This is a genomic window from Actinoalloteichus sp. AHMU CJ021 (assembly GCF_002895405.1).
Taxonomy (GTDB): domain Bacteria; phylum Actinomycetota; class Actinomycetes; order Mycobacteriales; family Pseudonocardiaceae; genus Actinoalloteichus_B; species Actinoalloteichus_B caeruleus.
Map to the genome: position 1 here is coordinate 6635152 of NZ_CP025990.1, position 24827 is coordinate 6659978.

The 24827-nt window shown below is 73.3% G+C and carries 16 protein-coding genes; 7 read left to right on the forward strand and 9 right to left on the reverse strand.

Annotated elements, in window-relative coordinates; translation table 11 throughout:
- Window position 1: 1 nt before the first annotated feature.
- The 4 genes from C1701_RS26420 to C1701_RS26440 all read right to left on the reverse strand — a co-directional run bounded on the left by C1701_RS26420 (window position 2) and on the right by C1701_RS26440 (window position 4001).
- On the reverse strand, window positions 2-1267 hold the full coding sequence (locus C1701_RS26420; RefSeq protein ID WP_026420240.1) for a cytochrome P450: 1266 nt from the start codon (window positions 1265-1267) through the stop codon (window positions 2-4).
- 601 nt (window positions 1268-1868) lie between these two features.
- Window positions 1869-2606 (reverse strand): DNA alkylation repair protein, encoded by a 738-nt coding sequence (locus C1701_RS26425; protein WP_026420239.1) that lies wholly within the window; start codon window positions 2604-2606, stop codon window positions 1869-1871.
- 64 nt (window positions 2607-2670) lie between these two features.
- Window positions 2671-3651 (reverse strand): SRPBCC domain-containing protein, encoded by a 981-nt coding sequence (locus C1701_RS28030; RefSeq protein WP_337662012.1) that lies wholly within the window; start codon window positions 3649-3651, stop codon window positions 2671-2673.
- Complete coding sequence (locus C1701_RS26440) at window positions 3651-4001, reverse strand: ArsR/SmtB family transcription factor (RefSeq protein ID WP_026420238.1); 351 nt, start codon at window positions 3999-4001, stop codon at window positions 3651-3653. The genes C1701_RS28030 and C1701_RS26440 overlap by 1 nt, the downstream gene beginning before the upstream one ends.
- A 395-nt stretch (window positions 4002-4396) precedes the next feature.
- On the opposite strand from C1701_RS26440, the gene C1701_RS26445 reads away from it, so the two are divergent.
- The 3 genes from C1701_RS26445 to C1701_RS26455 all read left to right on the forward strand — a co-directional run bounded on the left by C1701_RS26445 (window position 4397) and on the right by C1701_RS26455 (window position 12423).
- Window positions 4397-5443, forward strand: a complete 1047-nt coding sequence (locus C1701_RS26445) for a methyltransferase (RefSeq protein WP_026420237.1) — start codon at window positions 4397-4399, stop codon at window positions 5441-5443.
- Between the two features lie 75 nt (window positions 5444-5518).
- Entirely contained in the window at window positions 5519-10786 is a 5268-nt protein-coding gene (locus tag C1701_RS26450; protein ID WP_103056873.1) for a type I polyketide synthase, read from the forward strand.
- Entirely contained in the window at window positions 10783-12423 is a 1641-nt protein-coding gene (locus C1701_RS26455; RefSeq protein ID WP_103056874.1) for a (2,3-dihydroxybenzoyl)adenylate synthase, read from the forward strand. The genes C1701_RS26450 and C1701_RS26455 overlap by 4 nt, the downstream gene beginning before the upstream one ends.
- An 871-nt stretch (window positions 12424-13294) precedes the next feature.
- Here the strand turns inward: C1701_RS26455 and C1701_RS26460 are convergent.
- The 3 genes from C1701_RS26460 to C1701_RS26470 form a co-directional block, all read right to left on the reverse strand.
- Window positions 13295-14143, reverse strand: a complete 849-nt coding sequence (locus C1701_RS26460) for an alpha/beta fold hydrolase (protein ID WP_026420234.1) — start codon at window positions 14141-14143, stop codon at window positions 13295-13297.
- A gap of 56 nt (window positions 14144-14199) precedes the next feature.
- Complete coding sequence (locus tag C1701_RS26465) at window positions 14200-15738, reverse strand: MFS transporter (protein ID WP_035292886.1); 1539 nt, start codon at window positions 15736-15738, stop codon at window positions 14200-14202.
- A gap of 112 nt (window positions 15739-15850) precedes the next feature.
- Complete coding sequence (locus tag C1701_RS26470; RefSeq protein WP_026420232.1) at window positions 15851-17251, reverse strand: nucleotide disphospho-sugar-binding domain-containing protein; 1401 nt, start codon at window positions 17249-17251, stop codon at window positions 15851-15853.
- Window positions 17252-17804: 553 nt separating this feature from the next.
- Here C1701_RS26470 and C1701_RS28035 point away from each other — a divergent pair.
- The 4 genes from C1701_RS28035 (at window position 17805) to C1701_RS26485 (ending at window position 21791) form a co-directional block, all read left to right on the forward strand.
- The gene (locus tag C1701_RS28035; protein ID WP_030107044.1) at window positions 17805-19022 is read left to right on the forward strand and encodes a cytochrome P450; all 1218 of its coding nucleotides are present in this window, start codon (window positions 17805-17807) and stop codon (window positions 19020-19022) included.
- A gap of 133 nt (window positions 19023-19155) precedes the next feature.
- On the forward strand, window positions 19156-19935 hold the full coding sequence (locus C1701_RS28040) for a hypothetical protein (protein ID WP_155886246.1): 780 nt from the start codon (window positions 19156-19158) through the stop codon (window positions 19933-19935).
- A 137-nt stretch (window positions 19936-20072) separates the two neighbouring features.
- On the forward strand, window positions 20073-21047 hold the full coding sequence (locus C1701_RS26480; RefSeq protein ID WP_103056875.1) for an NAD-dependent epimerase/dehydratase family protein: 975 nt from the start codon (window positions 20073-20075) through the stop codon (window positions 21045-21047).
- A 60-nt stretch (window positions 21048-21107) separates the two neighbouring features.
- Window positions 21108-21791, forward strand: a complete 684-nt coding sequence (locus C1701_RS26485) for an O-methyltransferase (protein WP_103056876.1) — start codon at window positions 21108-21110, stop codon at window positions 21789-21791.
- 304 nt (window positions 21792-22095) lie between these two features.
- Here the strand turns inward: C1701_RS26485 and C1701_RS26490 are convergent, their stop codons facing one another.
- The gene (locus tag C1701_RS26490; RefSeq protein ID WP_051712837.1) at window positions 22096-23208 is read right to left on the reverse strand and encodes a hypothetical protein; all 1113 of its coding nucleotides are present in this window, start codon (window positions 23206-23208) and stop codon (window positions 22096-22098) included.
- Between the two features lie 44 nt (window positions 23209-23252).
- Entirely contained in the window at window positions 23253-24479 is a 1227-nt protein-coding gene (locus C1701_RS26495) for a cytochrome P450 (RefSeq protein WP_026420229.1), read from the reverse strand.
- Window positions 24480-24827 lie beyond the last annotated feature (348 nt).

Consider the following 24827-nt stretch of genomic DNA (forward strand, 5'->3'; position numbering starts at 1 on the left):
CTCACCAGGAGACGGGCAGGGCACGGAGCCGTGCCAGGGTGAGGTCGTCGTACCAGGGGACCTGCTCGGCGGGCACGGCGAGCCGCAGACCTGGGAGCCGGCCGGTGAGGGTGCGGAACGCGATCTCCAACTCCAGCCTGGCGAGGTTGTGCCCCATGCAGTGGTGGATTCCGTGACTGAAGGCGAAATGTCCCACCGGCGGCCGTTCGATGTCGAATTCGTCGGGGTGGGAGGACAGGTCGGGACCGAAATGCATCGCGGCGAAACCGATGAGTATTCCCTCGCCCTCCCGGATCAGCGTGCCCGCGATCTCGATGTCGGCGAGCGCGACCCTGGCGAGTTGTTCGACGAGCGAGAGGTGGCGCATCATCTCGTCCACGGCTCCGGGCACGAGTTCCGGCGAGCTGGCCAGCAGCGCGTACTGCCCCGGGTTGTCCAGGAGTGCGAGGGTGCCGAGGGCGAGGGTCTGGGTGCTGGTGACGGTGCCGGCGACCAGGATGGCGAGGGCGAACGCGACCAGCTCGTCGACGGTGAGCTCCCCCGTCCTGAGGTGGTCGTCGATCACGCGGTCGAGGAGACCGGGGGTGCCGCCGACCTCGGCCGTCTCCCGGGCGGCCTTCCTGCGGACCAGGTCCTCCAGGTAGGAGGTCAGTTCGGCCTCGGCGGCCTCGGCGCGGGCGGGGTCGAACAGCGTCGAGGCCGGCCCCTCGAAGCGATCCCGTTCCTGGTAGGGGACGCCGAGGAAGGAACAGACGACCATCATCGGCACCGGGCGGGCGAAGGCGTCGACGAGGTCGGCGGACGAGCCGCGTTCCACCATGCCGTCGAGGACCTCGTCGACGATGCGTTGGATCTCGTCGCGGTGGGCCTGGACGCGTCGCAGGGTGAAGCTGGGCAGCAACATGCGGCGCTGCCGGGTGTGGTCGGGCGGGTCGACCCCGAAGAGGACACCGGCGAAGCCGCCGTCCTCCTCCCGCGCCATCTCCCGGGTGGCGCGCATGTGGAGGTGGCTCTCGTGGAGGACGGGGTGGCCGGGGAGGTCGGCCCGGCTGGACAACCGGGGGTCGGCCAGCAGGGCACGGGCCTCCTCGACGCCCGTCACGAGCCACGCGGTGCGTCCGTCGTAGAGCCGCACCCTGCTGAGCGGGCGGGGGCCCCGCAGGTCGGCGAGGGCTGGGGACGGCCGGTAGGGGCACTCCCTCGGGCGGGGGTAGTGGGGGAGGTCCTCGGTCGTGGCCCGCGGTGACCCGTCCATCGGCTGTGCCATGTCGTCTCCTCCTGTCGTCGGCGGCCACGGGCGTGGACGCGGCAGGAGCGTTCGTCCCGGCCCGCGCCCGTGCCAGCCCCTCGGCCGACCCGGCCGTCGCACCGGTCGCGGTGACGTGCTGCCTCGGGGAGGCGCCGCTCCCGGCCGGTCCGGGCCGCTCGACGGGAGGGGCGGTGGGAGTGCGCCCGGCGGCGCGGGACACGGGCGGTGCGCCGTCCCGCGCCGGGTGCGCGGCGCGGCGGGACCGCCGTCGTCGACTCCCGCCGTGCGGCGTGGTGGACGCCGGGGCGAGGGGTTCACCGTCCATCGTGCCGGGGGGCGGGCCGGTTCGTCGTCTCCTGTCGTGCCTGACGGGGGCCGAGGGCCGGGAGTCGGGGGCCGGCGGGGCTCCGCCGGGACGGCGGCGTGCGGGGACGCGGCGCGGGCCGAGGAGGGAGTGGAGGCGCGTGGAGGGGCGCGTGCAGAGGCGGTTGGCCGGCACCGGGCGGATCCCGGCCGGACGGAGAACCCGTTCGCCCGCGTGGCGCGACGCGGGCGAACGGGAGCGAGGACACCGTGGAGGGCACGGGCGGTGGGCGGCTCCGCCCGACCGCCGAAGGGTCTACCTGCCGCGCTGGGCCTTGCCCAGCCCCCGGTAGTGCTCGCGACGTTCCTTGTCGAGGTGCTCGATGGCGTAACGCAGCATCGTGCGCGGCATGGTGGCCGCGTGCTCGTCCAGGAAGGCGATGAGCCGGTCCGGCTGTCTCCTCCCGGCCTCCCGCACCCACCCTCCGACCGCCTTGTGGATGAGGTCCTCCTCGTCGTGCAGCAGGATCTCGGCGATGCGGAAGGTGTCGTCCACCTGGTCGTGCCGGATGAAGTAGAAGGTGCTCACCACCGCGGTCCGGCGTTCCCAGATGTTCGACGAGCGAGCCAGCTCGTAGAGGATGTCGCGGGGTTTGTCGAACAGGTAGCCGCCGACCACGTGGGGGGCGGCCACATCGACCAGGTCCCAGTTGTTGATCCGGTCGATCCGCCGCAGGTAGAGGTCGAACAGTTCCTGCCGCCTCGACTCCGGGGTCCTCCTGCGCCGGGCCTGTTTGTCCATGATGCTCAGCCCGCCAGCCCTGACCTCGTGGATCGGGCTTTCCAGGAGCCGTTCGACCTCGTCCGGCTCCATGTCGATGAACTCCTTGGCGAGCGCGAACACCTGTCCCATGCGGACGCCGAGGAAGGTGTCGCCCTCTCCGTACTCCCCCGCGCCGGACTTGAAGTAGCGCTGGATCTTCTGGAGTTCCTCCTCGGAGCGGTGCTCCTCGAGGCGTTCGACGAAGTGGTCGGCCGTGAGTGTGGTCGTCATCCACCCATCCCTGTGCTCTCGCCTCGGCCGGAGCCGAGTGCCACCAGCAGTACGAGCCCGGCGATCAGGTGCGGGACGAGATCTGCTGGAGCGCCCAACGGTTGCCGTCGGGGTCGGAGAAGAACGCGAAGCCCACGTTGTTCAGGTCCTCGCCCTCCTCCGCCGGCCGGAAGCCCTCCGGACCGGGGACCTGGACCTCACTGACCTCGACGCCCCGGCCCAGCAGTTCCTCCCGGGCCGCGCGGATGTCGCGGACGACGAGCTGGAGCCCCTGCATCGAGCCTGGCTCCATCTCCACCAGGCCGACCCCCAGGACGATGGAACAGCCCGACCCCCTCGGTGTCAACTGGACGATGCCGGGGCCGCCGTCCACCCGGGTGTCGTGGTCGACCACGAAACCCATCTGCTCCCCGTAGAACTTCTTCGAGCGGTCGATGTCGCTGACCGGCATCGCGACGACTTCCAGGGTCCAGTTCATGGGTGTGGCTCCTTCCTGCCTGATTCCGATGTTGCTTCCGCCGTCCGGGCCTGGGCCCACGCCCGCCCGGAGTCCTTCGACCGACGTGAGCAGGGCGTCGAGCCGGGCGTGGCTCTCCCGCAGTCCCCGCTCCATCGGAGTGCGCAACGTCCTGTCCCTCGCCTCCGGTGAGGGGTGCAGGATCGTGCTGGTGACGGTGGTCCGACCGGCGCGTTCCACGAACCTCGTCGTGACGAGCGAGGTGAGGTCGGGGTGTTCGGCGCCGTCGTAGGACTCGGTGTGGACGAGCAGGCCCGGTGTCTCGATCTCGCGGTACACCCCGGACTGGGTCATCTCCGCGCCGCCCGGGCCTCGGGAGACGAAGCGCCAGGTGCCGCCGACCCGCAGGTCCACCTCGCAGGCCACCAGGTTCCACCCGCGCGCGCCGAACCAGCGGACCAGCAGGTCGGGTTCGGTCCAGGCCGCGAAGACCAGTCGCGCGGGGGCGTCGAAGGACCGGCGCAGGGTGATCTCGCGGTCCGTGGGGGTCGTGACGCGCGTGGAGGTGGCGTCGCCGGCGAGTGACATCAGTGGTCGTCCGACTTCCCGTCGCGTTCCGCCCTGAGGTCGGCGAGGACGGCGTCGAGCCGTTGGAAGCGCTCCTCACTGGCGGAGCGGAACTCCTCCAGCCAGTCGACCGCCAGGCGGATGGGGGCGACGTCCAACCGGGAGGGGCGGCGTTGCGCGTCGCGGCCCCGCACGACGAGACCGGCCCGTTCGAGCACCTTGAGGTGCTTGGAGATCGCCGGCTGGCTGATCGCGAAGGGCGCGGCGAGTTCCGTGACGGTCGCCTCCCCCTGGGCGAGGCGGGCGAGGATGGCGCGTCGGGTCGGGTCGGCGAGCGCGGCGAACGTCCTGTCGAGCACGTCGGAGTCCATCGTCCATAACCCCCCGGGTTTATTACCTTGCGGTTTTATACCGGTCTCGTCCGTTGAGGTCAAGCACGACGGAAGAAGGCTCACCCGGTTCAGCGACGGTGCCTTGGTGCCGACGGGGTGGTCCCCGCCGCCGGGGGCCGGTTCGGCCCGGGAGCCGCCCAGGTCGCTCCGCTGGTCCGTCGCCGCACGGAGGAAGGTGCGAGGCGGTCGCCGCGCGATCAGGATTGACCCCGACAGCGGGGCCGAGGGACGCCCCGGACGGGCGCCTCCGGACGCGGACGAGCGAGCAGCTCGGCCCCGGCACCCACCGCTCGGGTCCCCTCGGCTGGCCCCCGTCCGGCGCCGGCGGGAAGCGGCCTCGACCCCCTCTTCCCCTCGGACCGGCAAGGAGAACCATGACCGGCAGCGGCGACGTCACCCTGAGCGAGGCCGACTACCTCCGGCTGATCATCCACGGCACGACCGCCTTCGAGCTCCTGCGCACCGCGATGGAGTTCGACCTGTTCGAGCGGCTCGAGGCCGAGAACGGGCTGACCCTGGAACAGGTGGCCGACGCCATCGGCGTCGCCGAACAACCCGCGCGGATCCTCCTGCTGGGGCTCGCCTCCCTGTCGTTGGTGACCAGGGAGGGCGAGCGCTACGTCAACAGCCCCGTGATCCGCCGGAAGATGCTCCGCGACGCTCCCCGGTTCCTGGGGCCGCTGCTGGACGTCCAGGCGGAGGTCATCAACCAGTCGATGGGGGACTTCGCCGAGTCGATGCGGCAGGGCACCAACGTCGGGCTCCGGCACATCCCGGGACCCGGCACCACGCTCTACGAGCGCCTCACCGCGCACCCCCGGCTCCAGGAGGTCTTCTACGCGAACATGGGGGACGCCTCGCGGAAGGCCTTCGCGCGGATCCTCGACTTCCACGACTTCTCCGGCGTCCGCCACCTCGTCGACCTCGGTGGCGGCGACGGCACCAACGGCCGCGAACTGGCCAGGCGTTACCCCGAGCTCACCGTGACGGTCGTCGACCAGGAGAGCGTCACCCGGCTCGCCTCCTCCCGGGTGGAGGACCCCGAGCTCCTCGGACGCATGCGCTTCCACCCCGGCGACCTGTTCACCGTGGACCTCCCCCGCGACGCCGACGCGATCCTGTTCTTCCACCTCTTCGAGATCTGGTCGCTGGAGCGCAACACCGAGCTGCTCCGGCGCTGCCACGACGCCCTGCCCGAGGGCGGCGTCTGCCTCGTCTACAACTTCGTCTCCAACGACGAGGGCACCGGTTCGCTCAGCGCCGGTCTCGTCTCCCCCTACTTCCTCACCCTCGCCTCCGGCGAGGGCATGACCTACTCGCCGCGCGACGTCGAACGCGCGGTCCGGGACGCGGGCTTCTCCCACGTCGAACGCCACGACGACCTCGGGTTCAGCCACACGTTGGTCATCGGCCGCAAGTAACCGCGCCCCCGATCGTTCCCACCAACGCCGCCGTGGTGAGGGGCACCGGCGGCGTCGAAGGAGGTTGTCCCCACGATGAGTTCCTCCGAGCCCGTCGCCGTCATCGGGATGGCATGCCGATTCGCCGGGGACGTCGACTCCCCGGAGGCGTTCTGGGACCTGCTGAGCACCGGTGGCGTGACCGTCGACGACATCCCCGAAGACCGCTGGGAGTCCTACGCGGCACGTGGCCCGGACCACGCGGCGGCGGTGCGCCGCGCCCCAGGGCGGGGCGCGTTCCTGCGCGACGTCCGGGGGTTCGACGCCGACTTCTTCGGCATCACGCCACGCGAGGCGGCGCAGATGGACCCGCAGCAACGCCTGGTGCTGGAGGTGTCCTGGGAGGCGCTGGAGCACGCCGGGATCCCGCCCACCGACCTCGCCGGCACGGACACCGGCGTCTACGTCGGCGTCGGATCGGACGACTACGGCCGCAGGCTGTTGGAGGACCTCCCCCGGATCGAGGCGTGGACGGGGATCGGCACGGCCCACTGCGGGGTCGCCAACCGCGTGTCGCACGCCCTGGACCTGCGGGGTCCGAGCATGGCCGTGGACACGGCCTGCTCCTCGTCACTGGTGTCGCTGCACCTGGCGGTGCAGGCGCTGCGGGCGGGCGAGTGCCCGGTGGCGCTGGCAGGCGGCGTCCTGGTGATCACCTCACCCGGGCTGTCACTCGTGCTCGACGCGGCGGGAGCGACCGCCGCCGACGGGCGGTGCAAGACCTTCGACGCCGACGCCGACGGGTACGGGCGGGGCGAGGGCGCCGGCATGGTGGTGCTCCGGCGGTTGTCCGACGCCCGCCGCGACGGCGACCGCGTCCTCGCGGTCATCCGGGGCAGCGCCGTGCGCCAGGACGGCCGGACCAGCGGGATCATGGCCCCCGACGGGACCGCGCAGGCGCGGCTGATGCGACGGGCCTGCGAGAACGCCGGAGTCGACCCGTCTGAGGTCGACTACGTGGAGGCCCACGGCACCGGCACCCCCACCGGCGACCCGGTCGAGGCCGGGGCGATGGCGTCGGTGTTCGGCCGGGGCAGACCGCCGGAGCGGCCCCTGCTCACCGGCTCGGTGAAACCCAACATCGGTCACCTGGAGGCCGGCGCGGGCATCGCCGGGGTCCTCAAGGCGGTGCTCGCGCTCCGCCACGAGCTGATCCCGCCGACCGTCAACCTCACCCGGCCGAACCCGGCCGTCGCCTGGGCGGACTCCGGCCTGCGCGTGGTGACCGAACCGACCCCCTGGCCGAGGTCCGACCGGCCCCGGCTGGCCGGCGTCTCCGGGTACGGCTACGGCGGGACCATCGCCCACGTCGTGCTGGCGGAGGCGGACCCGCCAGACCAACGACGGCCCGAGGACCCCGGCGGCGCGGACCCGTCGGGACACGGCCTCGTCCCGACCGCTCCGCCCGCCCTCCACCCCGTCTCGGCGGGGTCGGCGGCCGCCGTCCGCCGGCACGCCGGCCGGCTGGCCGACCGGCTCGCAGGGGTCGGGAGCCCGCTCGGCGACCTCGGCCACACGCTGGCCCGCCGCCGCTCCCACCTCACCCACCGGGCGGCGGTCGTCGCCCGGGACGGCGCGGAACTGGCCCGGGGTCTTCGGGAGGTGGCCGAGGCCGACGCCGACGCGCTGGTCGGCTCGGTCCTGCCCGGTTCCGCGTTGGGTGCGGTGTGGGTGTTCTCGGGGCACGGGTCGCAGTGGACCGGGATGGGACGGGAGCTGTTGACCGGCTCCCCCGAGTTCGCCGCCACGATCGACCGGATCGCCCCCCTGTTCGAGGCGGAACTGGGTCTCTCCCCGAGGGCCGCGCTGCTCGGTGACCTCCCCCGGTCGGCCGACGTCGTCCAACCGTTGATCTTCGCCGTCCAGGCGGGGCTCGCCGCCGTCTGGTCCTCGCTCGGCTTACGACCGGCCGCCGTCCTCGGCCACTCGGTGGGCGAGATCGCGGCGGCCGTGACCGCCGGTGTCCTCACCCTCGAGCAGGGCGCTCGTCTGGTGGCGCGGCGTTCCGCGCTGCTGCGGCGGGTGGCCGGGCACGGCGGCATGGCCATGATCCGCCTGCCCGCCGAGGAGACCGAGCGGCGGCTGGCCGACCACCTCGACGTGGTCGTCGCCGTCGAGGCCTCCCCGTCGTCCACCGTGATCTCCGGTCCCGCCGGGGCCGTCGCCGAGGTGTGCGCGCGGTGGCGGGGCCAGGGGGTCGCCGTGCGTCGCGTCGACGCGGACGTCGCCTTCCACGGGCCGGCGATGGACCCGCTGCTGGACCCGCTGCGCGAGGGCCTGTCCGACCTGGCCCCTGACTCGGCGGCCCTGCCGGTGTACGGAACGGCCGATCCGGACCCGAGGTCGGCGGCGATCCGGGACGCCGACTACTGGGCGCTGAACCTGCGTGGCCGCGTCCGCTTCGCCTCCGCCGTCGCCGCGGCGGTGGAGGACGGTCACCGCCTGTTCCTGGAGGTCTCCCCGCACCCGGTGGTCGAGCACTCGCTCAGGGAGACGCTGGAGCACCTCGGTATCGACGACGCGTTCGTCACGCACTCGCTGCGCCGGGGCCGCCCCGAACGAGAAGCGCTGTCGCGCGCGCTCGGCGCGCTGTACTGCCACGGCGCCGACGTCGACTGGACGCGGCACTGGCCGGGGGGCGCCCTCGTCGACCTGCCCACCACCCCCTGGGACCGGCGACCGCACTGGGTGGAGGAACACCGACGCCCGTCGACGTTCGGGGCCGGCCACGACCCGGCCCGGCACACCCTGCTCGGGTCCCGGCTGCGGCTCACCGACGGATCGGGGGCCCAGGTCTGGGTGACCAGGCTGGACCGCGAGTCCCGCCCCTTCCCCGGCGAGCACCCCGTGCGGGGGGTGGAGATCGTGCCCGCCGCGGTGTTGCTGTGCACCCTCCTCGCCGCCGCGGGGTCCCGAGACGACTCCCACCGGATCGCCGATGTCGCGTTGCGGACGCCCGTCAGCCTCTCCGCTCCCCGGGACGTCCAGGTCACCCTGCGCGACGGCGCGCTCCAGATCTCCGCGCGCCTCGACGAGGACGACGTCGACGACCGGGGTTGGGTCACCCACACCACCGCGAGGCTGCCTGCCGAGGACGACGACGGGCGAGCGGCGCCGGAGGGCGCGGACCCCCGGGTGCCGGCCGGGGACGACCTGCCGGAGTTGCCCACGTCCTGGGTCGTCGAGGTGCTCGCCGAACGCGGCGTCGGGGGCATGGGGTTCCCGTGGGCGGTGGAACGGCTCCGGGGTGGGCCGTCGCGGGTGGAGGCGACCGTGGTCGCCGATCCCGGGGCCGCCCCGCACAGCTGGGCCCCGCTGCTGGACGCGGCCCTGTCGACCGCGTCCGCGGTGTTCCCCGGTTCCCGGTCGCTGCGGATGCCGGCGCACATCCGCCGGGTCTGGCTGGCACCCCGCCCACCGGGCGAGGCCGTGGTCCGCGTCGAGGTCACCGATGAGGACACCGTGGAGGTGCTGATCGGTGACCGGGAGCGGCGCCTGGTCGGCCGGATCGCCGGGCTGCGGTACGGGGTGCTCGACGGGGACATCGCCGCCTCCCACGATCCGGGGGCGCTGCTGCACGAGGTGGCGTGGCGGCCCCGGGGTCTCCCGAGTGCCCCGGCCGGCCGGCTCCCCGGACTGGCGGTCCTCGTCGGACCGGACTCCCCGACGCGGCGGGCGGTGGGGACCGCCTTCGACGCGGCGGGCCTCCCCCACGTGGTCGTGGCGGACGCCGACGGGCTGGACGCCGCCGAGGGCGCCGAGGACGTGGCGGTGGTCGTCGTCCCCGGCGAGCACGGCGCGGACGGCGCGGACGGCGCCGGGCCGGCGGAGGCGACCAGCGCGGCGACCTGGCTGCTGGCGGACACCGCGCGGCGCCTCGCCTCGGCACCGGGTGGGAACGGCGCCCGGCTGTGGTGCGTGACCAACGCCGTCCGGGAGGCGAGGAGCACCGCGTCCCTCGTCCAGGGGGCGCTGTGGGGGCTCGGTCGCGTCGTCGGCGGGGAACACCCCGAGCTCTGGGGAGGCGTGATCGACCTCGCCGACCCGGTGCGGGACGCCGGGACCGTGGTGGACGTGCTCCGCGCGGGCCCGGGCGAGGACGTCGTCGCCGTGCGGGACGGCACGCAGGAGGTTCCCCGGATGCGGGAGCTGGCGGGCGTCCCGACGGGGCGGGAGCCGACGTTCCGCCCCGAGGCGACCTACCTCGTCACCGGCGGGCTCGGCGCGCTCGGCCTGGAGGTCGCGCGGTGGATGGCCGGGCGGGGTGCCCGGCGGATCGTCCTGGCGGGCAGGCGCGGCCTGCCGCCCCGCGGCACCTGGGACTCGCTGTCCGATCCGGACGAGCGCGGCCGGGTGGAGGCGGTACGCGCCCTGGAACGGCGGGGGGTGGCGGTCGTGGTGGTCGCCGTGGACCTGGCGGACAGGGACGCCTCCGCTCGCCTGCTCGACCCCTCGGCGCTGGGACTGCCCCCGATCCGGGGTGTGGTCCACGCCGCCGGGGTCCTCGACGACCGGGTGGTGCGGGAGCTCGACGCCTCGTCGCTGCGCGCCGTCCTGCGCCCCAAGGTGGACGGCGCGTGGGTACTGCACGACCTGTTCCCGCCGGGCACGGTCGACTTCCTGGTCCTGTTCTCCTCCTGCGGGCACCTCCTCGGGCTTCCCGGGCAGGCCGCCTACGGCGCGGCGAACGCGTTCCTCGACGCCGTGGCCGCGCACCGGCGGTCGCGGGGGGACCTGGCCGCGTTGAGTCTGTCCTGGACCTCGTGGCGGGGCTTGGGGATGGCGCGCAGCACCGGTGTCATCGCCGAGGAGCTGGCCGCGCGGGGCACCCGGGAGATCACCGCCACCGAGGCGTTCCCCGCGTGGGAACTGGCCGCCCGCCACGAGCGGGCCCAGGTCGCGGTGCTGCGCACCGTCCCGCTCGGCCCGGGTGACCGACGGCCCCCGTTGTTCTCGGAGCTCGGCGTGGACCACGCCGCCGACCAGGCCGGGGAGGGCGCTGGCGCGTCGTCACCCTCGGCACGGGAGGCCCTCGGGTCGCACGCCTCGCTCGTCGAGGAGATCAGCCGCCAGGTGGCGGAGGAGACCCGGCTCCCGGCGGACGACGTCGACCCCCGCCGGCCGCTGGTGGAGATGGGCGTGGACTCGGTGATGACCGTGCGCATCCGGCGGGCGTTGGAACGCCGGTTCGGGTTGTCGCTGCCCACCACGCTGTTCTGGGACCAGCCCGACATCGACTCGGTGGCCGCGCTGCTGGTGGAGCGCGCCGGGTCGGGAGACGACACGAACGGGGAGGCACGATGAACCCGGACCTGGTGGTGCCGTGGCCGGCCGATGCGGCCGAGACCCACCGGCGGAACGGTTGTTGGCTCGGTCGCCCGTTGGGGCGGTTGCCCTGGGAGTGGGCCGGGCGCTGGGGGGACCGGGTGGCCATCGTGGACGGGGAGCGGCGGTTGACCTACCGCGACCTCGCGGCCTCGGTGGACCGCCTGGCCGAGAACCTGCTGGGGCTCGGCCTGCGCCGCCACGACGCCGTCCTCGTGCAGTTGCCCAACGTGGCGGAGTTCGTGGTCGTCACGCTGGCCTGCCTCCGCGTCGGTGTCGTGCCGGTGATGATGTTGCCGCCGCACCGCGAGTACGAACTGTCGTCCATCGGCGCGCACGTGGACGCCAGGGCGGTCGTCGTCCCGGACGAATGGCGGGGGCACGACCACCAGGACCTCGCCGTGCGGGTCGCCGAGGCCCTCCCCTCCCCCGCCCGGGTGCTGGTCGTGGGGGACGAGGTCCGGCCCGGGTGCCACGACGTCCGCCACCTGGCCCGCCCGGACGGGGACGAGCGGCGACGCCGCCGCACCCTGGACGCCCAGGCACCCCCGTCCTCCGACGTGGCCCTGTTCCTGCTCTCCGGTGGCACGACGGGGGTTCCCAAGGTCATCGGGCGCACTCACGACGACTACGAGTACAACATCCGCCGGAGCGCGGATGCCTGCGGTTTCGGGGAGGGCACCGTCTACCTGGCGGTCCTGCCCGCCGGGCACAACTTCCCCCTCGCGTCACCGGGGATCCTGGGAACCCTCCACTCGGGAGGACGGGTCGTCCTGGTGCCGACCCCCAACCCGGCGGTGGTCTTCCCCGCCGTCGAGGCGGAGCGGGTCACGGTCACCTCCGCCGTCCCGGCCGTGGCGCTGCGCTGGGTGGCGGCGGCCGAGGACACCCGGCACGACCTGTCCAGCCTGCGGTTCGTCCACGTCGGTGGTTCGGTGCTGTCGCCCTCGGTGGCCGAACGCATCGGACCGGCGCTGGGCTGCCGCGTCCAGCAGGTGTACGGGATGGCGGAGGGGTTGATCTGCTACACCCCGACCGACGCGCCTCCCGAGGTGGCGCACACCACGCAGGGACGCCCGATCAGCCCGTACGACGAGCTGCGCGTGGTGGACGAACGGGGCCACCCGGTGCGGCCGGGGGAGGTCGGTGAACTGCTCACCCGGGGTCCGTACACCCCGCGCGGGTACTACGGCGTCCCCGAGCAGAACGCGGTCTCCTTCACCTCCGACGGTTTCTACCGCACCGGGGACCTGGTGCGCCTCACGGCCGAGGGCGACGTCGTCGTGTGCGGACGGGTCAAGGACCTGATCAACCGGGCTGGCGAGAAGGTGTCGGCCGGTGAGATCGAGACGCTGGTGCAGGAACTGCCGGCGGTCGCCGAGGCCGCCGCGATCGCGGCCCCCGACCCGGAGGTGGGCGAACGCGTGTGCCTGTTCGTGCGTCCCCACCCGGGACGACCGCCGTCCCTCGACGAGATCGCCGCGGCGCTGACCGCGCGCGGGGTGGCGGCGTTCAAGATCCCCGAACGCCTTGAGATCATCCGCGACATGCCGCACACCCCGGTGGGGAAACCGGACAAACCGGCGCTGCGGGCGTTGTTGGCCGACCTCGACTGACCACGTCCCTGACCCCGAGGTGCGCTCCCACCGGGGGCGCACCGGGGGCCGGGTCGGCGATCCAGGGTGCTCCGCTCCGCTCGGGCCGGCGCCAGCCCCGACCGCCTCCCTCGGCCGCGCCAGCACCTGGCGGTAGCGCGGACGCGGGTGGCCGCCCCTCGGCGGGCCACCCGGTCGGCCCCCGGTCCTCCGAGGTCGCCCGGGACCGGGCACCGGCCTGGCTCGTCGCGCGCCTCGGGTGCGTGAGCCGCCGAGGGTGCGAGTGGGCCCGTGCCACCACCTCGGGTGCGCCGGGTGACCCCGTTCGAGGCCACCACGTCGCGACCGCCGAGCTGGGCGCGGCCCCGCCTCCGCTCCGGTCGTCCCGGGCAGGGGTGCGGTGGGGCGTTCAGTCCGGGCTGCGGTGGGGCGTTCGGTCTGGGCGTTCCGGCTGGGCTGCGGTGGCGCGTTCACTCTGGGCGTTCCGGCTCGGGTCGCCGGCCGGCGGGAGGACCTCGTCCGGCTCATCCCGGTGGGGCGGCGTCGGCCGGTCTCCCGCTCCCGGAACGACACCGGTCCGCCCCTGGCCACGGGAGTGCCGACCGGCCGTTCCTCACCCCGGGGAGGGTGGGACCACCGCGGCGGCGAGGCTCCGACGGCACGCTGCGCCGCCCGGGTACCGGTTGCTCGGGGACGACCCCGGCGCGGTCCGCGGCGGAGTGGCCACGGGACACGCCGGCGCCCCCGGGACCAGTCCCGGGGGCGCGTCGCCGGAAGAACGGACCGAGGGACTGGACCACCCACTACGCCTGACGGACAACCAGGCACGGTTCACCGTCCACGACCTGTCCACCGACAAGCCGATCCCGTGCGGGCCGGCGATCCGCGGGCCTCAGTGCTCCCGGGCCCGCAGCAGTCCGCCCAGCTCCGCCGCGAACTCGTCCGGATGGGTCACGTAGCCGACGTGACCGCCGGAGAAGTGCGTGATGTCGAGGCCCAGCCGCTCGGCGAGCACCAGGTTGGGCCGGTACGGGAAGTGCTCACGGGAGTCCGCTCCCCCGGCCAGCACGAGCCGGTCCGAGACCGACCGGAGCACGTCCAGGTCCGGTCGGTGGGCCGGGTAGGGGATCACCTCGTGTTCGAACCAGAAGAGCTGGTTGCGGCGCAGGCGGTCCAGCATCTCCGCCAGGCGTTCCGGGGACTGCTCGGTGTGCGCGGGAGCCCGGGTCGACGTCGTCATCCCCATCGCCGTCCTGAACATCCGGCGTGCCTCCTCGACACCCGACCGCTGGTAGGTGGCGTGGAGGTCGCGGTAGAAGCCGAGCCAGCGCCGGGAGTCCGCCATGACCGAGGCCAGCGGCGGCTCGTGGGAGACGGCGGTGCGCAGCCCCTCCGGGTACCGCTCGACCAGCGCGAGGGCGATGATCGCCCCGGAACTGCTGCCGAACACGTGGGCCGGCCCCGACGACAGGTGGTCCAGGAGAGCGCGGATGTCCTCGACGTCCTCCCCGATCCGCCGGTCGTCCTGGACGGGCCCCTCGAGCGTGCTGCGGGAGAAACCCCGGCGGTCGTAGGTGATCACGGTGTGCCGCCGGGCGAGCCGGTCCGCGAGCGGAGCGAACGGAGCCGCGTCACCGTTGCCGGTGGGGATGATGAGCAGCGGCGTTCCCGACCCCCGTACCTCGTGGTACAGGCGCGCCCCGGGCACCCGGAGGAACCCCGTCCTCGGTTGGTGTTCCACGTGTCCTCCTCATGGGAGCGGCCGTGGCGGGCGTCCCACCCGCCACGGCGCGCCGGTCACGGGGCGGGAGCCCTCGGGGTCGGGACGTCGCGCAGCGCGACGAGGGCGAGCCCGGTGAGCACCACGAAGGCGACCGCGCAGATGCCCGCCGCGGTGTTCAGCCCGGCGACGAAAGCCGCGCGGGCCGACTCGACCAGTGACGCCGCGACCGGACCTGGCAGGCCCTCGGCGACGACGAGCGCGCCAGCGAGGGTCTCCCCGGCGACCGCGCCGGCGCCGGTGTCGGCGACCTCGGCCGGCAGTGCGACCCCCGAGCGGTAGACGGCCGCTCCCACGCTGCCGAGCAGCGCGATGCCCAGGGCGACACCGAGTTCCCCACTGGTCGACTGGAGGGAGGAGGCCGACCCGGCCTTCTCCGGTGGCGCCGAGGGCACCACGATGCGGGCCACGAGCGGGCCCACCGGGCTGACCCCGAAGTAGACGACGGTGAACCCGGTCATGAGGACCGGCAGCCCCGTCGTCGGCCCCACCTGGGTGAGGACGAGCATGCCGACGGCGGCGACGGTGGTGCCGATCGCGATGAGGTGCGCGGGCCGCAGCAGACCGCTGACGGCCTGGCTGACGAAGATCCCGACCGTGAGGGCCAGGGTCGGGACGAGCACCCACAGCCCGGCCACCAGGGGCGAGAACCCCTCCACCATCTGGAGGTGCTGCGCGACGAAGAAGCCGCTCCCCGACTGCACCCCGGCGACCAGCAGGCCGATCAGCAGGGCCGCGCTGACCGCCCTGATGGAGAACAGGCGCAGGTCCAGGAGCGGGTCGTCCAGCCGCCGCTGGCGGAGGACGAACGCCAGGCCCATCAGCGCCCCGACGAGGACGGCCAGCACCGGTCCGGGCTGCCAGCCCAGCCGGGCGATCTCCTTGAGCCCGTAGATGAAGGGCAGCAACGCGCCCAGGGAGAACAGCACGCTCACCGCGTCCGGCCGGCCCGCCGAGGGGTTGGCGAACTCGGGCAGGACGGCGCGGCCGGTGACCAGCAGGAGCAGCATGATCGGCACGGCGACGAGGAAGACCGAACCCCACCAGAACCACTGCAACAACACCCCGCCGAGGACGGGTCCGAGCGCGACGCCGGCGGTCAGGGAGGCCGCCCACACCGAGATGGCGATGCCGCGCTGCCGGGCGTCGCGGAACATGACCATGATCAGGGCGAGGCTGGAGGGCACGATCGTCGCCCCGGCCACCCCCAGCGCCGCGCGGGAGGCGATGAGCATCTCGGGCGAGGAGGAGTAGGCGGCGACGACGGAGACGACGGCGAACACGGCGGCGCCGACGAGCAGCAGCCGCCGGCGTCCGATGCGGTCACCGAGGGTGCCCATCGTGACCAGGAACCCGGCGGTGAGGAAACCGTAGGCGTCGGTGATCCACAGTTGCTGGCTGGCGCTCGCGGACAGCGTCGCGGTCAGTTCCGGCAGGGCCAGGAACAACACCCCGATGTCCAGCATCGTCATCATCGTGGGCAGCGCCAGCACCGCCAACGCCAACCATTCCCTCCGGCCCGCCGTGGACGGCGGACCACCAGCGGACACGGGCATGCTCTCTCCTCCTCGACGTGGGTTCCTGGTCGTCCCGGTCGCCGCCGGGAGCCGGTGGTGGCTCCCGACGGCCGGAACCGACGCGGCCGGCGGGCCGCGGGTGTCACCGCCGTCAGCGGCGTTCCGCCGTCATCCCCTCCAGCAGGGGCACCACGTCGGCGGGGCTGGGCATCGCCAACCAGGACTCCCGGACGTCGCGGGCGCCCCGCTGGAAGGAGGGGTCCTCGACGACGGCGGTGATCATCCGCCGGATGTCCTCGACGGAGGTGGTGCGGTGGTTCAGGCGCAGGCCGGCACCCCGCGCGACCACGTAGTCGGCGGTGAGGGTGGCCTCGAGCTTCTTCGCGGGCAGTTCCCACGAGGTGACCTTCTCGACGACGTCCTCGCTGATGCCGAACTCGAAACCGACGCGGTAGGTGCCGTCCCCGGGGCCCCGGGGATCGACCTCCACCGGGCGCATCATCAGGGTCTCGCCGGTGTCGCAGACGATCTGCGGAACCCTCATGGCGGCGGGCGCGGCGAAGGTGCCGATGCCACCGTGGTGGATCAACGCCGAGCAGGTGGGCATCAGGTGGGTCAGCGGCACCCACTCGATGACGCGGACGTTGTCGGGAATCCGATCGACGCCCTCCAACTGCGGCTCGTTGAGGGTCGCGACCAGCTCGACGTCGAGGTCCGCGACGGCCTCCAGGATCATCGGGGTCCGCCCCCAGTCCCCCTTGATGAACCGGCGGGTGGACTCGCCGAGGGACAGCGCCACCCTCGGCCGCTCCGGCCGGTCGGTCAACCAACGGGGGAAGGCCTCCGCCCCGTTGTAGGGCACGTAGCGCATGGCCAGCGTCGTGGTGCTGGTCGGCAGCACCATGCCCGGCGGCATCGGGTCCATGCTCCACTGGCCGTACAGGAGCTCGTCGTCGATCTCCATGCCGTACTTCTCCGCCAACGGGGTCATGAGCTCGACCTGCGGGTTCGGGGAGAGCCCCGCCGCGAGGAGTTCGGTCCCGCGCTCGGCCAGCCGGTCGAGGCTCCAGGCCAGGATGTCCGGGCCGATCAGCATCCGGGCGTGGGCCGCGCCGCACGCGCGGGCCGCGAACGGCCCGCAGGCGAAGGTCGGGTCCCAGATCACCAGGTCCGGCTTCCACTGGCGTGCGAAGTCGATGAGTTCGTCGGCGTAGGGCAGGTCCGTGCGGATGTAGTCGGAGATCGGGTTCAGCAACCACTGGTAGTAGGCGATCCAGTGTTCGCGGCCCTGCTCGTCGAGCCCGAGGGCGTCGGCGTACCGGAGGACCTCCTCGGGGTGGGCGGGTGCCCGCGCGTCGGGCCGCGTCCGCGCCTCGTCGACGGAGGCGTCGCCGAGCCCGACCGGGGTGAGCCCGGCGGCCGTGACCGATCCCTCGAACCGCGCGTGGGTGGCCACCCGGACCTCGTGGCCCGCGCTCTGGAGCCCCCAGGCGAGCGGCACGGCCGGCCAGAAGTGGGCGTGCGACGGGTAGACGATGAACAGCACTCGCATGGGGTCTCCTCCGGAACGTGTCGGCCCCGCCCGGCGACGGCGGGCCGCGAACGGCGTCGGGCGGCGGTCGCCGACGGAAAACGGTTCGCCACTGCTGTCGGCCAGTCGAAATCGCGCTCATCATGGTTCGCGGCGAGGAGACCGACCGCACCTTCCAGAATGCGCTCCGGCCCGCTGGGCCGGAATGGTGTTCGGGGCCGCGTCGCGAACGGTTCCGCGCGCGGTCCCGCCACGCGGGGAGCCCGCTTCCCGGTCCCTGGCCTCGGGTTTCGGCGATTCGTTCCCCGCACGCAGGAAGAACCGAGGACGCGCGTCGATTGCTAGGTTGGGCGTGGTGATCGGGGCGGGCCGGTTCACGGTCACCACTCGATCCCGGTGGTCCGCACCATTTCGGCGGACCCACCCCGAATTCCCCTGAACCGGATCTCCCTTTCCCGGTGGTTCCCCGGACGTCGATTCCGGTGGATTCGCGTGGGAGTCCGGGACCACTGACGAGGAACCGCCCAGGGCCCGTGGGTCACGAGCGAGGACCGAGAGGAAGAGCTGAGCCGTCATGCGTGGATATGAGGACGCGGTAGCGCTCCCCGTCGAGGTGTTCGCCGACCCCGAGGCCCTGTTCGCCCGGCTGGGGCACCGGGGCCCGGTGCACCGGGTCACGCTCCCCGACGGGATGCCGACCGTGCTCGTCACGGGGAACCAGGCGGCCAGGGACGCGTTGTCCGACCCCCGCCTGGTCCGGGGGATCGGGGCCGCCGCGCCGGAACTGCACCCGTACCACCCGATGGGGGGCGAGGACTTCCCGCTCTCGCGGCACATGCTCTTCGCCGATCCGCCGGATCACGAGCGGCTTCGGCGGTTGGTGTCGAAGGCGTTCACCCGGCGCCGGGTGGAGGCCATGCGTCCCCGCGTCCAGGAGATCACCGACTCCCTCCTCGACGCCGTCGCCGACCGGGGTTCCACCGACCTGGTCGAGGCGGTGGCGCTGCCCCTCCCGATCGCCGTCATCTGCGAGATGTTGGGCATCCCCCGGGAGGACCGGGGGGAGTTCGAGCAACACGCCGAGGTCCTCACCGGCATCAACTCCTCGTCGTCCTACGAGGACATCATCACCGCGGGCCGCTGGCTGGACACCTACCTCGGCGGGCTCGTGGAGGACCGGCGCGCGCGCCCCGGCGACGACCTGGTGTCGGCGATGGTGCTCGCGCAGGAGCGGGACGACCGCCTCAGCGACGTCGAGGTCCGGTCGAACTCGATGCTCCTGCTGAGCGCCGGGTTCGAGACGACGGTGAACCTGATCGCCAACGGGATGCTCACCCTGCTCCGCCATCCCGACGACCTGGACCGGCTGCGGGCGGATCCCGGGCTGGTGCCCGCCGCGCTCGAGGAGCTGCTGCGCTTCGACAGCCCGGTCTCCAGCATCACCTACCACTTCGCGCGGCAGGACCTGGAGCTCGCGGGTGTCCGGGTGCGGGCCGGCGAGCACGTCGTGATCTCGGTGGCGGCCGCCAACCACGACCCCTCGGTGTTCCCCGACCCGCACCGCCTCGACACCGCGCGGGAGACCGGTGGACGGGTGCTCGGTTTCAGCCACGGCATCCACTACTGCCTGGGTGCTCCCCTCGCCAGGATCGAGGGGGAGATCGCCGTCACGACGATGTTGCGGCGCCTGCCCGGCCTCCGGCTCGCCGTCGACGTCGCGGACCTGAGGTGGCGGCCCACGTACAACCTGCACCGGTTGACGGCCCTGCCCGTGCGGTTCGACGCCGGCTGACCGCGACCCCGACCGCAGCCCGTCGCCGCGCCCGAGGAGCCCTGGCCAGGCGTACCGGGGGCCCGCACCCGCGCCGCGCCCCGCGACCAGCCCCACCACACCAGCTGACGAACCCACGAATGGAGCCATGACCATGCGAAGCCGAACCAGGACGAGGACCGTGCTCGCGGCGACCGCCGCGGCCGCGATCGTGGTCGCGGGGTGCAGCCCCGAGTCGAGCACGGATCCGGTGGTCTCGGAGGCCGCCCAGGAGACGGCCTCCGAGACCGTCGCGCCGGCCGGGCCGGCCGACCTCCAGTCCGTCCTGCTTCCGGTGGAGGAACACCCGGAGGGCAGCCAGATCCACGCGGAGATGCCGCTGCGGGAGGCCACCGCCCGGATGATGCCGGGGACCGGCGAGCCTTCCGGCATCGTGGTCATGCCGCGCTGCGTCAGCTACTTCTCCGTCATCGGTGGTCTGGAGGAGCTGGACGGCTGGTACCAGTTCGGCAACCGCGCCGACGGCGCCCTGTTCATGGCCTTCGTCGCCGAGGCCCCGGACGAGAACGTGCTGGACCTGATCCGGATGCGCGTCGAGGGCTGCGGTGAGGGTTTCCAGACGATGCAGGGCTGGCCGCCCAGCGCGACGGGGGGCGGCGAGATCGTCTCCAGCACCCTGTCGTTCTCCGAGCGGGAGGTCGCCGAGGTCCCCGACGCCCAGACCCTGGGCATCACCCAGTCCATCTCCTTCCACGACGAGGAGAACGAGCTGGTCAGGACCATCCGGGAATCCTGGCAGTGCACCGAGGGGCCGTGCGACTCGCAGGACTCCATGGTGTTGACCGACGACGTCTTCATCTGGGTGCACGAGGGCGGCGCGGACACCACCGCGGACACCGTCGCCGCGGCCATGCGCGAACGGGTCGGTTCCTGACGGGCCTCGACCCGCTCGCCGACCGGATGCGGGGGCGGTGCTCGCACGGGCACCGCCCCCCGACCCAGCCCGACCGATCTCCCAGCTCCGCCCCCGTCCCGGGGGCGTTTCCCCGTCCAGGAAACCGGAGGAACCCGATGGCGCGCGCACTGGTGACCGGCGGCAACGGCTTCGTCGGCGGCCATCTCGTCGACCGACTCGTCGCGGACGGCGACGAGGTGACCGTGCTCGACGTGGCACCGCCCGGCGGGGCGGGGGGCCACCGGAGCGACGTGGAGCACCTGCCGCACGACGTCCTCGACCGGACCGCCCTGGCCTCGGTGCCCGCGAGGTTCGACGTCGTGTACCACCTGGCGGCCGTCGTCGGCGTGGACCAGTACCTGGCCCGCCCGCTGGAGGTCATCGACGTGAATCTCCAGGGGACCCGCAACGTCCTCGACCTGGCGCACCGGTGCCGGGCCAGGGTCGTGGTGGCCAGCACGAGCGAGGTGTTCGGGAAGAACCCGGCCGTGCCCTGGAGCGAGGACGCCGACCGGGTGTTGGGGCCGACCTCCGCCGACCGGTGGGCCTACTCGTCGAGCAAGGCGTTGATGGAACACCTGACCTTCGCCTTCGCGAGGGAACACGCGCTGCCGACCACCGTCGTCCGCTACTTCAACGTGTACGGCGCCCGCCAGCGACCGGCCTACGTGGTCAGCCGGTCGATCCACCGCGCGCTCAACGGCGAGGAGATGGTCGTCTACGACCGGGGCGCGCAGACCCGGTGCTTCACCCACGTCGACGACGTCGTGGAGGGTACCGTGCTGGCCGCGCGCAGCCCGAGGGCGGTCGGTGAGACTTTCAACGTCGGCAGCATGCGCGAGACCAGCATCCGCGAGGTGGTGTCGCTGATCGCCGAGGCCACCGGCGGATCGTGGACCGAGGTGGACACGACCCGGCACCTCGGCTCGGCCTACGAGGACCTGCCGCGGCGGGTGCCGGACAACACCAAGGCCCGCACGCTGTTGGGGTGGAACCCCGACACCCCGTTGGACGAGGGCATCGCGCGGACGGTGGCCTGGGCCCGGGACACCCCCTGGTGGTTGGCCCAGTCGGACACCGGGGCTGGCTGAGGTCCCGGCGGGCCGGCCGCGGCCCCGTCGTCACCCCCGGAACGAGGTGGGAGGAACGAGATGCGCCACGGGAGCGACCCCAAGCACTTCCTCGTCGACCGGGCCACCGGCGACTACCTGGCCCGGTCGAGCACCACACCGGTTCCCGCGCTGCGGTCCCTCGCCGCGCGGACCGCAGCCCTCGGGGAGGCGGCGGGCATGGCCGTGCCCCTCGAACAGGCGGCGCTGCTGACCCTGTTGGCCAGGACCCTGTCAGCGCGGAACGTCGTCGACCTGGGCACCTTCACCGGGCTGTCCGCGTTGTCGCTCGCCCTCGGGGTGGCCGAGGGCGGCCAGGTGACCACCTGCGACGTGTCCGACCGGTGGGTGGGGCTCGCCCGGGAGCACTGGCGGCTGGCCGGGGTGGCCGACCGGGTGCTGTTCCGGCGGTCGTCCGGGGCACGGGTGCTGCGGGAGCTCGCGCAGGGGCCGCCGGTGGACCTGGTGTTCGTGGACGCCGACAAGATGAACTACCCGGCCTACTGCCGGGCCGCGGTCCCCCTGCTGCGACCCGGGGGCCTGCTGGTCGTGGACAACGTGCTGATGGAGGGGTGGGCGGTGGCCCCGGAACGGGCGGAACCGGGCCTGCCCCGCCGGTGCGCCGAGGCGGTGCGCTCGGCCAACGCGTCCCTGGCGGAGGACGACAGGCTGGAGACGGTGATGCTGCCGGTGGCCGACGGTCTGACGATCGCCCGCCGCCGCTGAGGCTGGTTCGCCCCGCCCCGACCGTGCCGCCCGGCGCTCGCCCACCCCCGGCGGTCCTCACTGGTCCCGTTCCCGTGTTCGCCGTCCGCTCGGGCACCGTCCCGTCCCCCTCGCCCCGCACGGCACGACGTCCCACCTCGTCCCGCTCCCCCGGGTACCGCGACCAGGCCCGGCCTCGCCCCACCGCCCCCGGTCCCCACCCGGTCCACGCGCCGTGCCGCCGCGGGTCGGGCACGGCGGTGGGGCCGACGTCGTCCCCGGCGGGAACGTCGTCGGCCCCGGCGCGCGCCCCGGACCTCCCGCGTCAGCGGCGGACCCGCCGTTGGAAACCCAGGTGGGCGTAGTGGTCGGCGACGGCGTGGAAGGCCTCCTTGGGTTCCACGCGGTAGGGCGAACCGTGCTTGGTGATGTCGTCCCGGATGGTCTTGACCAGGGCCATGCTCGCCATGTCCAGGTCCAGCGCCGGGTCGTCGGAGTGGGGGTGGGTGGGGTGGATGAACTCGGAGATGGTGGCGCCCCTGACCCCGGCCCGCTCGAACACGTCGAGCATCCGCAGGTGGTAGTCCGCCTGCGCGCCCTCGTCCCGCGTGTACCCGTCCAGGATCGTGGGCACCGGGCCCTCCCGGTCGACGACGTCCCAGAAGAAGAACGCCTTGTCCTCCGCTCCCCGGTAGGTGGCCGTGCCGTACTCGGCGACGTCCACCGGCAGTCCCGTCTCCCGGTAGGAGGCCAGCAGGTCGAGGTGCTCCTCGGCGGTGCGCGCCGCGGGCAGGTACTGGTACATGAGGGCGACGAAGTCGAAGAGGTCCCAGTCGACGTCCTCGAACGGCGCCGCCGCGTAGCCGACGTCACCCCCGAAGACACCCCGGACCAGGTTCTGCGCGTCGTCGAGGAAGGCGTTCAGCCGGGGCGCCGCGGCGGCGACGTCCACGGTCCGGGTGGGGACCAGCAGGTGGTGCTGCGCGTCGGCGTAGATGTTCGCCATCCGCTCGTGGTACTGCCCCTCGTCGAGCAGCCCCGGGGTGAAGAGCAGGTGGACCGCGCCCACCGTCATGTCGATGTCGGCGCCGTCCACGCGGAGCCGCTCGGCGATCCGGGCCGCGGTGACGAGGTGTTCGAGGACCTCGGTGCGGGGGCGGTCCACCAACCGGGGTTGGAGCCGGACGTGCAGCCCGCGTTCGGCGACGGCGGTGGCCGTGATCTCCAGGCGCCGGGGGTCGCTGCCGTACACGGTGACCGAGTTGGCGTTCAGCTGGTCCGTGATCAGGCTGATCTCCTCGAGCATCCGCGTGGAGCTCCACACGTCACGTGACAGCGGGCCCTGCCCCGTCTCGAAGTTCGTTCCGGTGTCGTAGGCGACGCCGCGGCGGGCCAGGACCCCGTCCGTCGGGGAGCCCTGGCTGTGCGGAGCTGTCATCGTGGTCGTTCCCTTCGTGGTCGCGGTGGTACCTCGGGCGGCTGTCACCAGGTCACCGGGAGTTCGTAGAGGCGTTGCAGCGTGCCGTCGGTGTTGTTGCTGGGCAGTTCCTCGGTGGGCACGGCGGACCGCAGGTCCGGGAACCGTTCGACGAGGCGGCGGAAGGCGATCTCCAGTTCGAGGCGGGCGAGGTTGTCGCCGGGGCAGCGGTGGATGCCGTGGCTGAAGGAGAACGACGGCCGAGGGGGCCGGCGGATGTCGAAGGCGTCGGGCGAATCGGTGAACCGGGGGTCGAAGTTCACCCCGGCGCAGCTCACCAGGATCCCCTCACCGGCCCTGATGACACCGCCATCCAGCTCGATGTCCTCCACGGCGACGCGGGCGAAGACCTCCACGAGCGACACGTAGCGCAGGATCTCCTCGACGGCGGCCGGGACCAGGTCGAGGTCGTCCCGCAGCGCCTGCCACTGCTCGGGGTGGTCGAGCAGCGCCAGGGTTCCGAGGGAGATGACGTTCGTCGTGGTGTCGGTGCCGGCGACGAGCATCGACATCGCGATGTGGGCCAGCTCGTCCCGGCTCATCTTCCCCGGGTGGAGCTGGTCGACGATCAGGTCGTCGATCAGCCCGGTGGCGCCGGCCCCCGGGTCCCGTTCCTTCCTGGCGATGAGGCGGTCGAGGTAGGCCATCAGCTCGGTGGTCGCCTCGTCGGCCAGTTCCGGGACGAACAGCTTGTGGGCGGGCGTCTCGAACTCCTCGTGGTCCTCGTAGGGCACCCCGAGGACCAGGCTCATCACCATCGACGGCACGGGCTGGGCGAACCGGGTCACCAGGTCCGCCGGTTTCCCGGAGCGCACCAGGTCGTCGAGGCTGTCGTCGACGATCCGCTGGATGTCGTCCCGCAGCTCGGCGGTGCGCCGCATCGTGAAACTCGGCATGATCGTCTGGCGTTGCCGGGTGTGCTCGGGTGGGTCGACGCCGAACAGCACGTCGGCGTAGCCGCTGTCGACGACCTTCTCGAACTCCTCGTTGAGCAGCGGGTAGTTCCCGTGCTGGGGGCGGATCGACACGCGTCGGTAGTCGGAGAGGACGGCGCGGGCCTGCGCGGCGCCGGTCACCAACCACGCGTCCCTGCCGTTGTAGAGCCGGACCTTCGTCATCGGTCCCGACTCGCCGAGCCGGGTGTGCCGGGTGGAGGGCCGGTACGGGCAGGTCGCCGGGCGGCTGATCGGGAACGACGGCGGTCCGTCGGCGCTGGCTGCGGAATCGTTCATGGGTACCCCTCGATCGGATGTCGGCCACGGCGCGGGAACTCGCGGGACCGCGTCTCCTCCCGCTGGACTCCGGGCATGGCGGGTCCGTCCCGCCCTCATCGTCGTGGCGTCGCGCTCCGGGCCGCATCTCCCGGCGTGCGGGGCTCCTCCCGGCCCCGGCCGGGGCGGGTGGGGGCGCGCCCACACCCCTCCACCACGGTGTTCCGCCGACCGGGGGCGAGGGTGCGGACGGGGCACGTCCCGGGGTGCCCACCCGGTCGGCATGTCGCTGCGTGCGGCATCGCCGGGGAACGCTTGTCAGCCCAGGACGGCGCCGTGATCGTGGGTTCCGGCCCAGTCCACCACCGA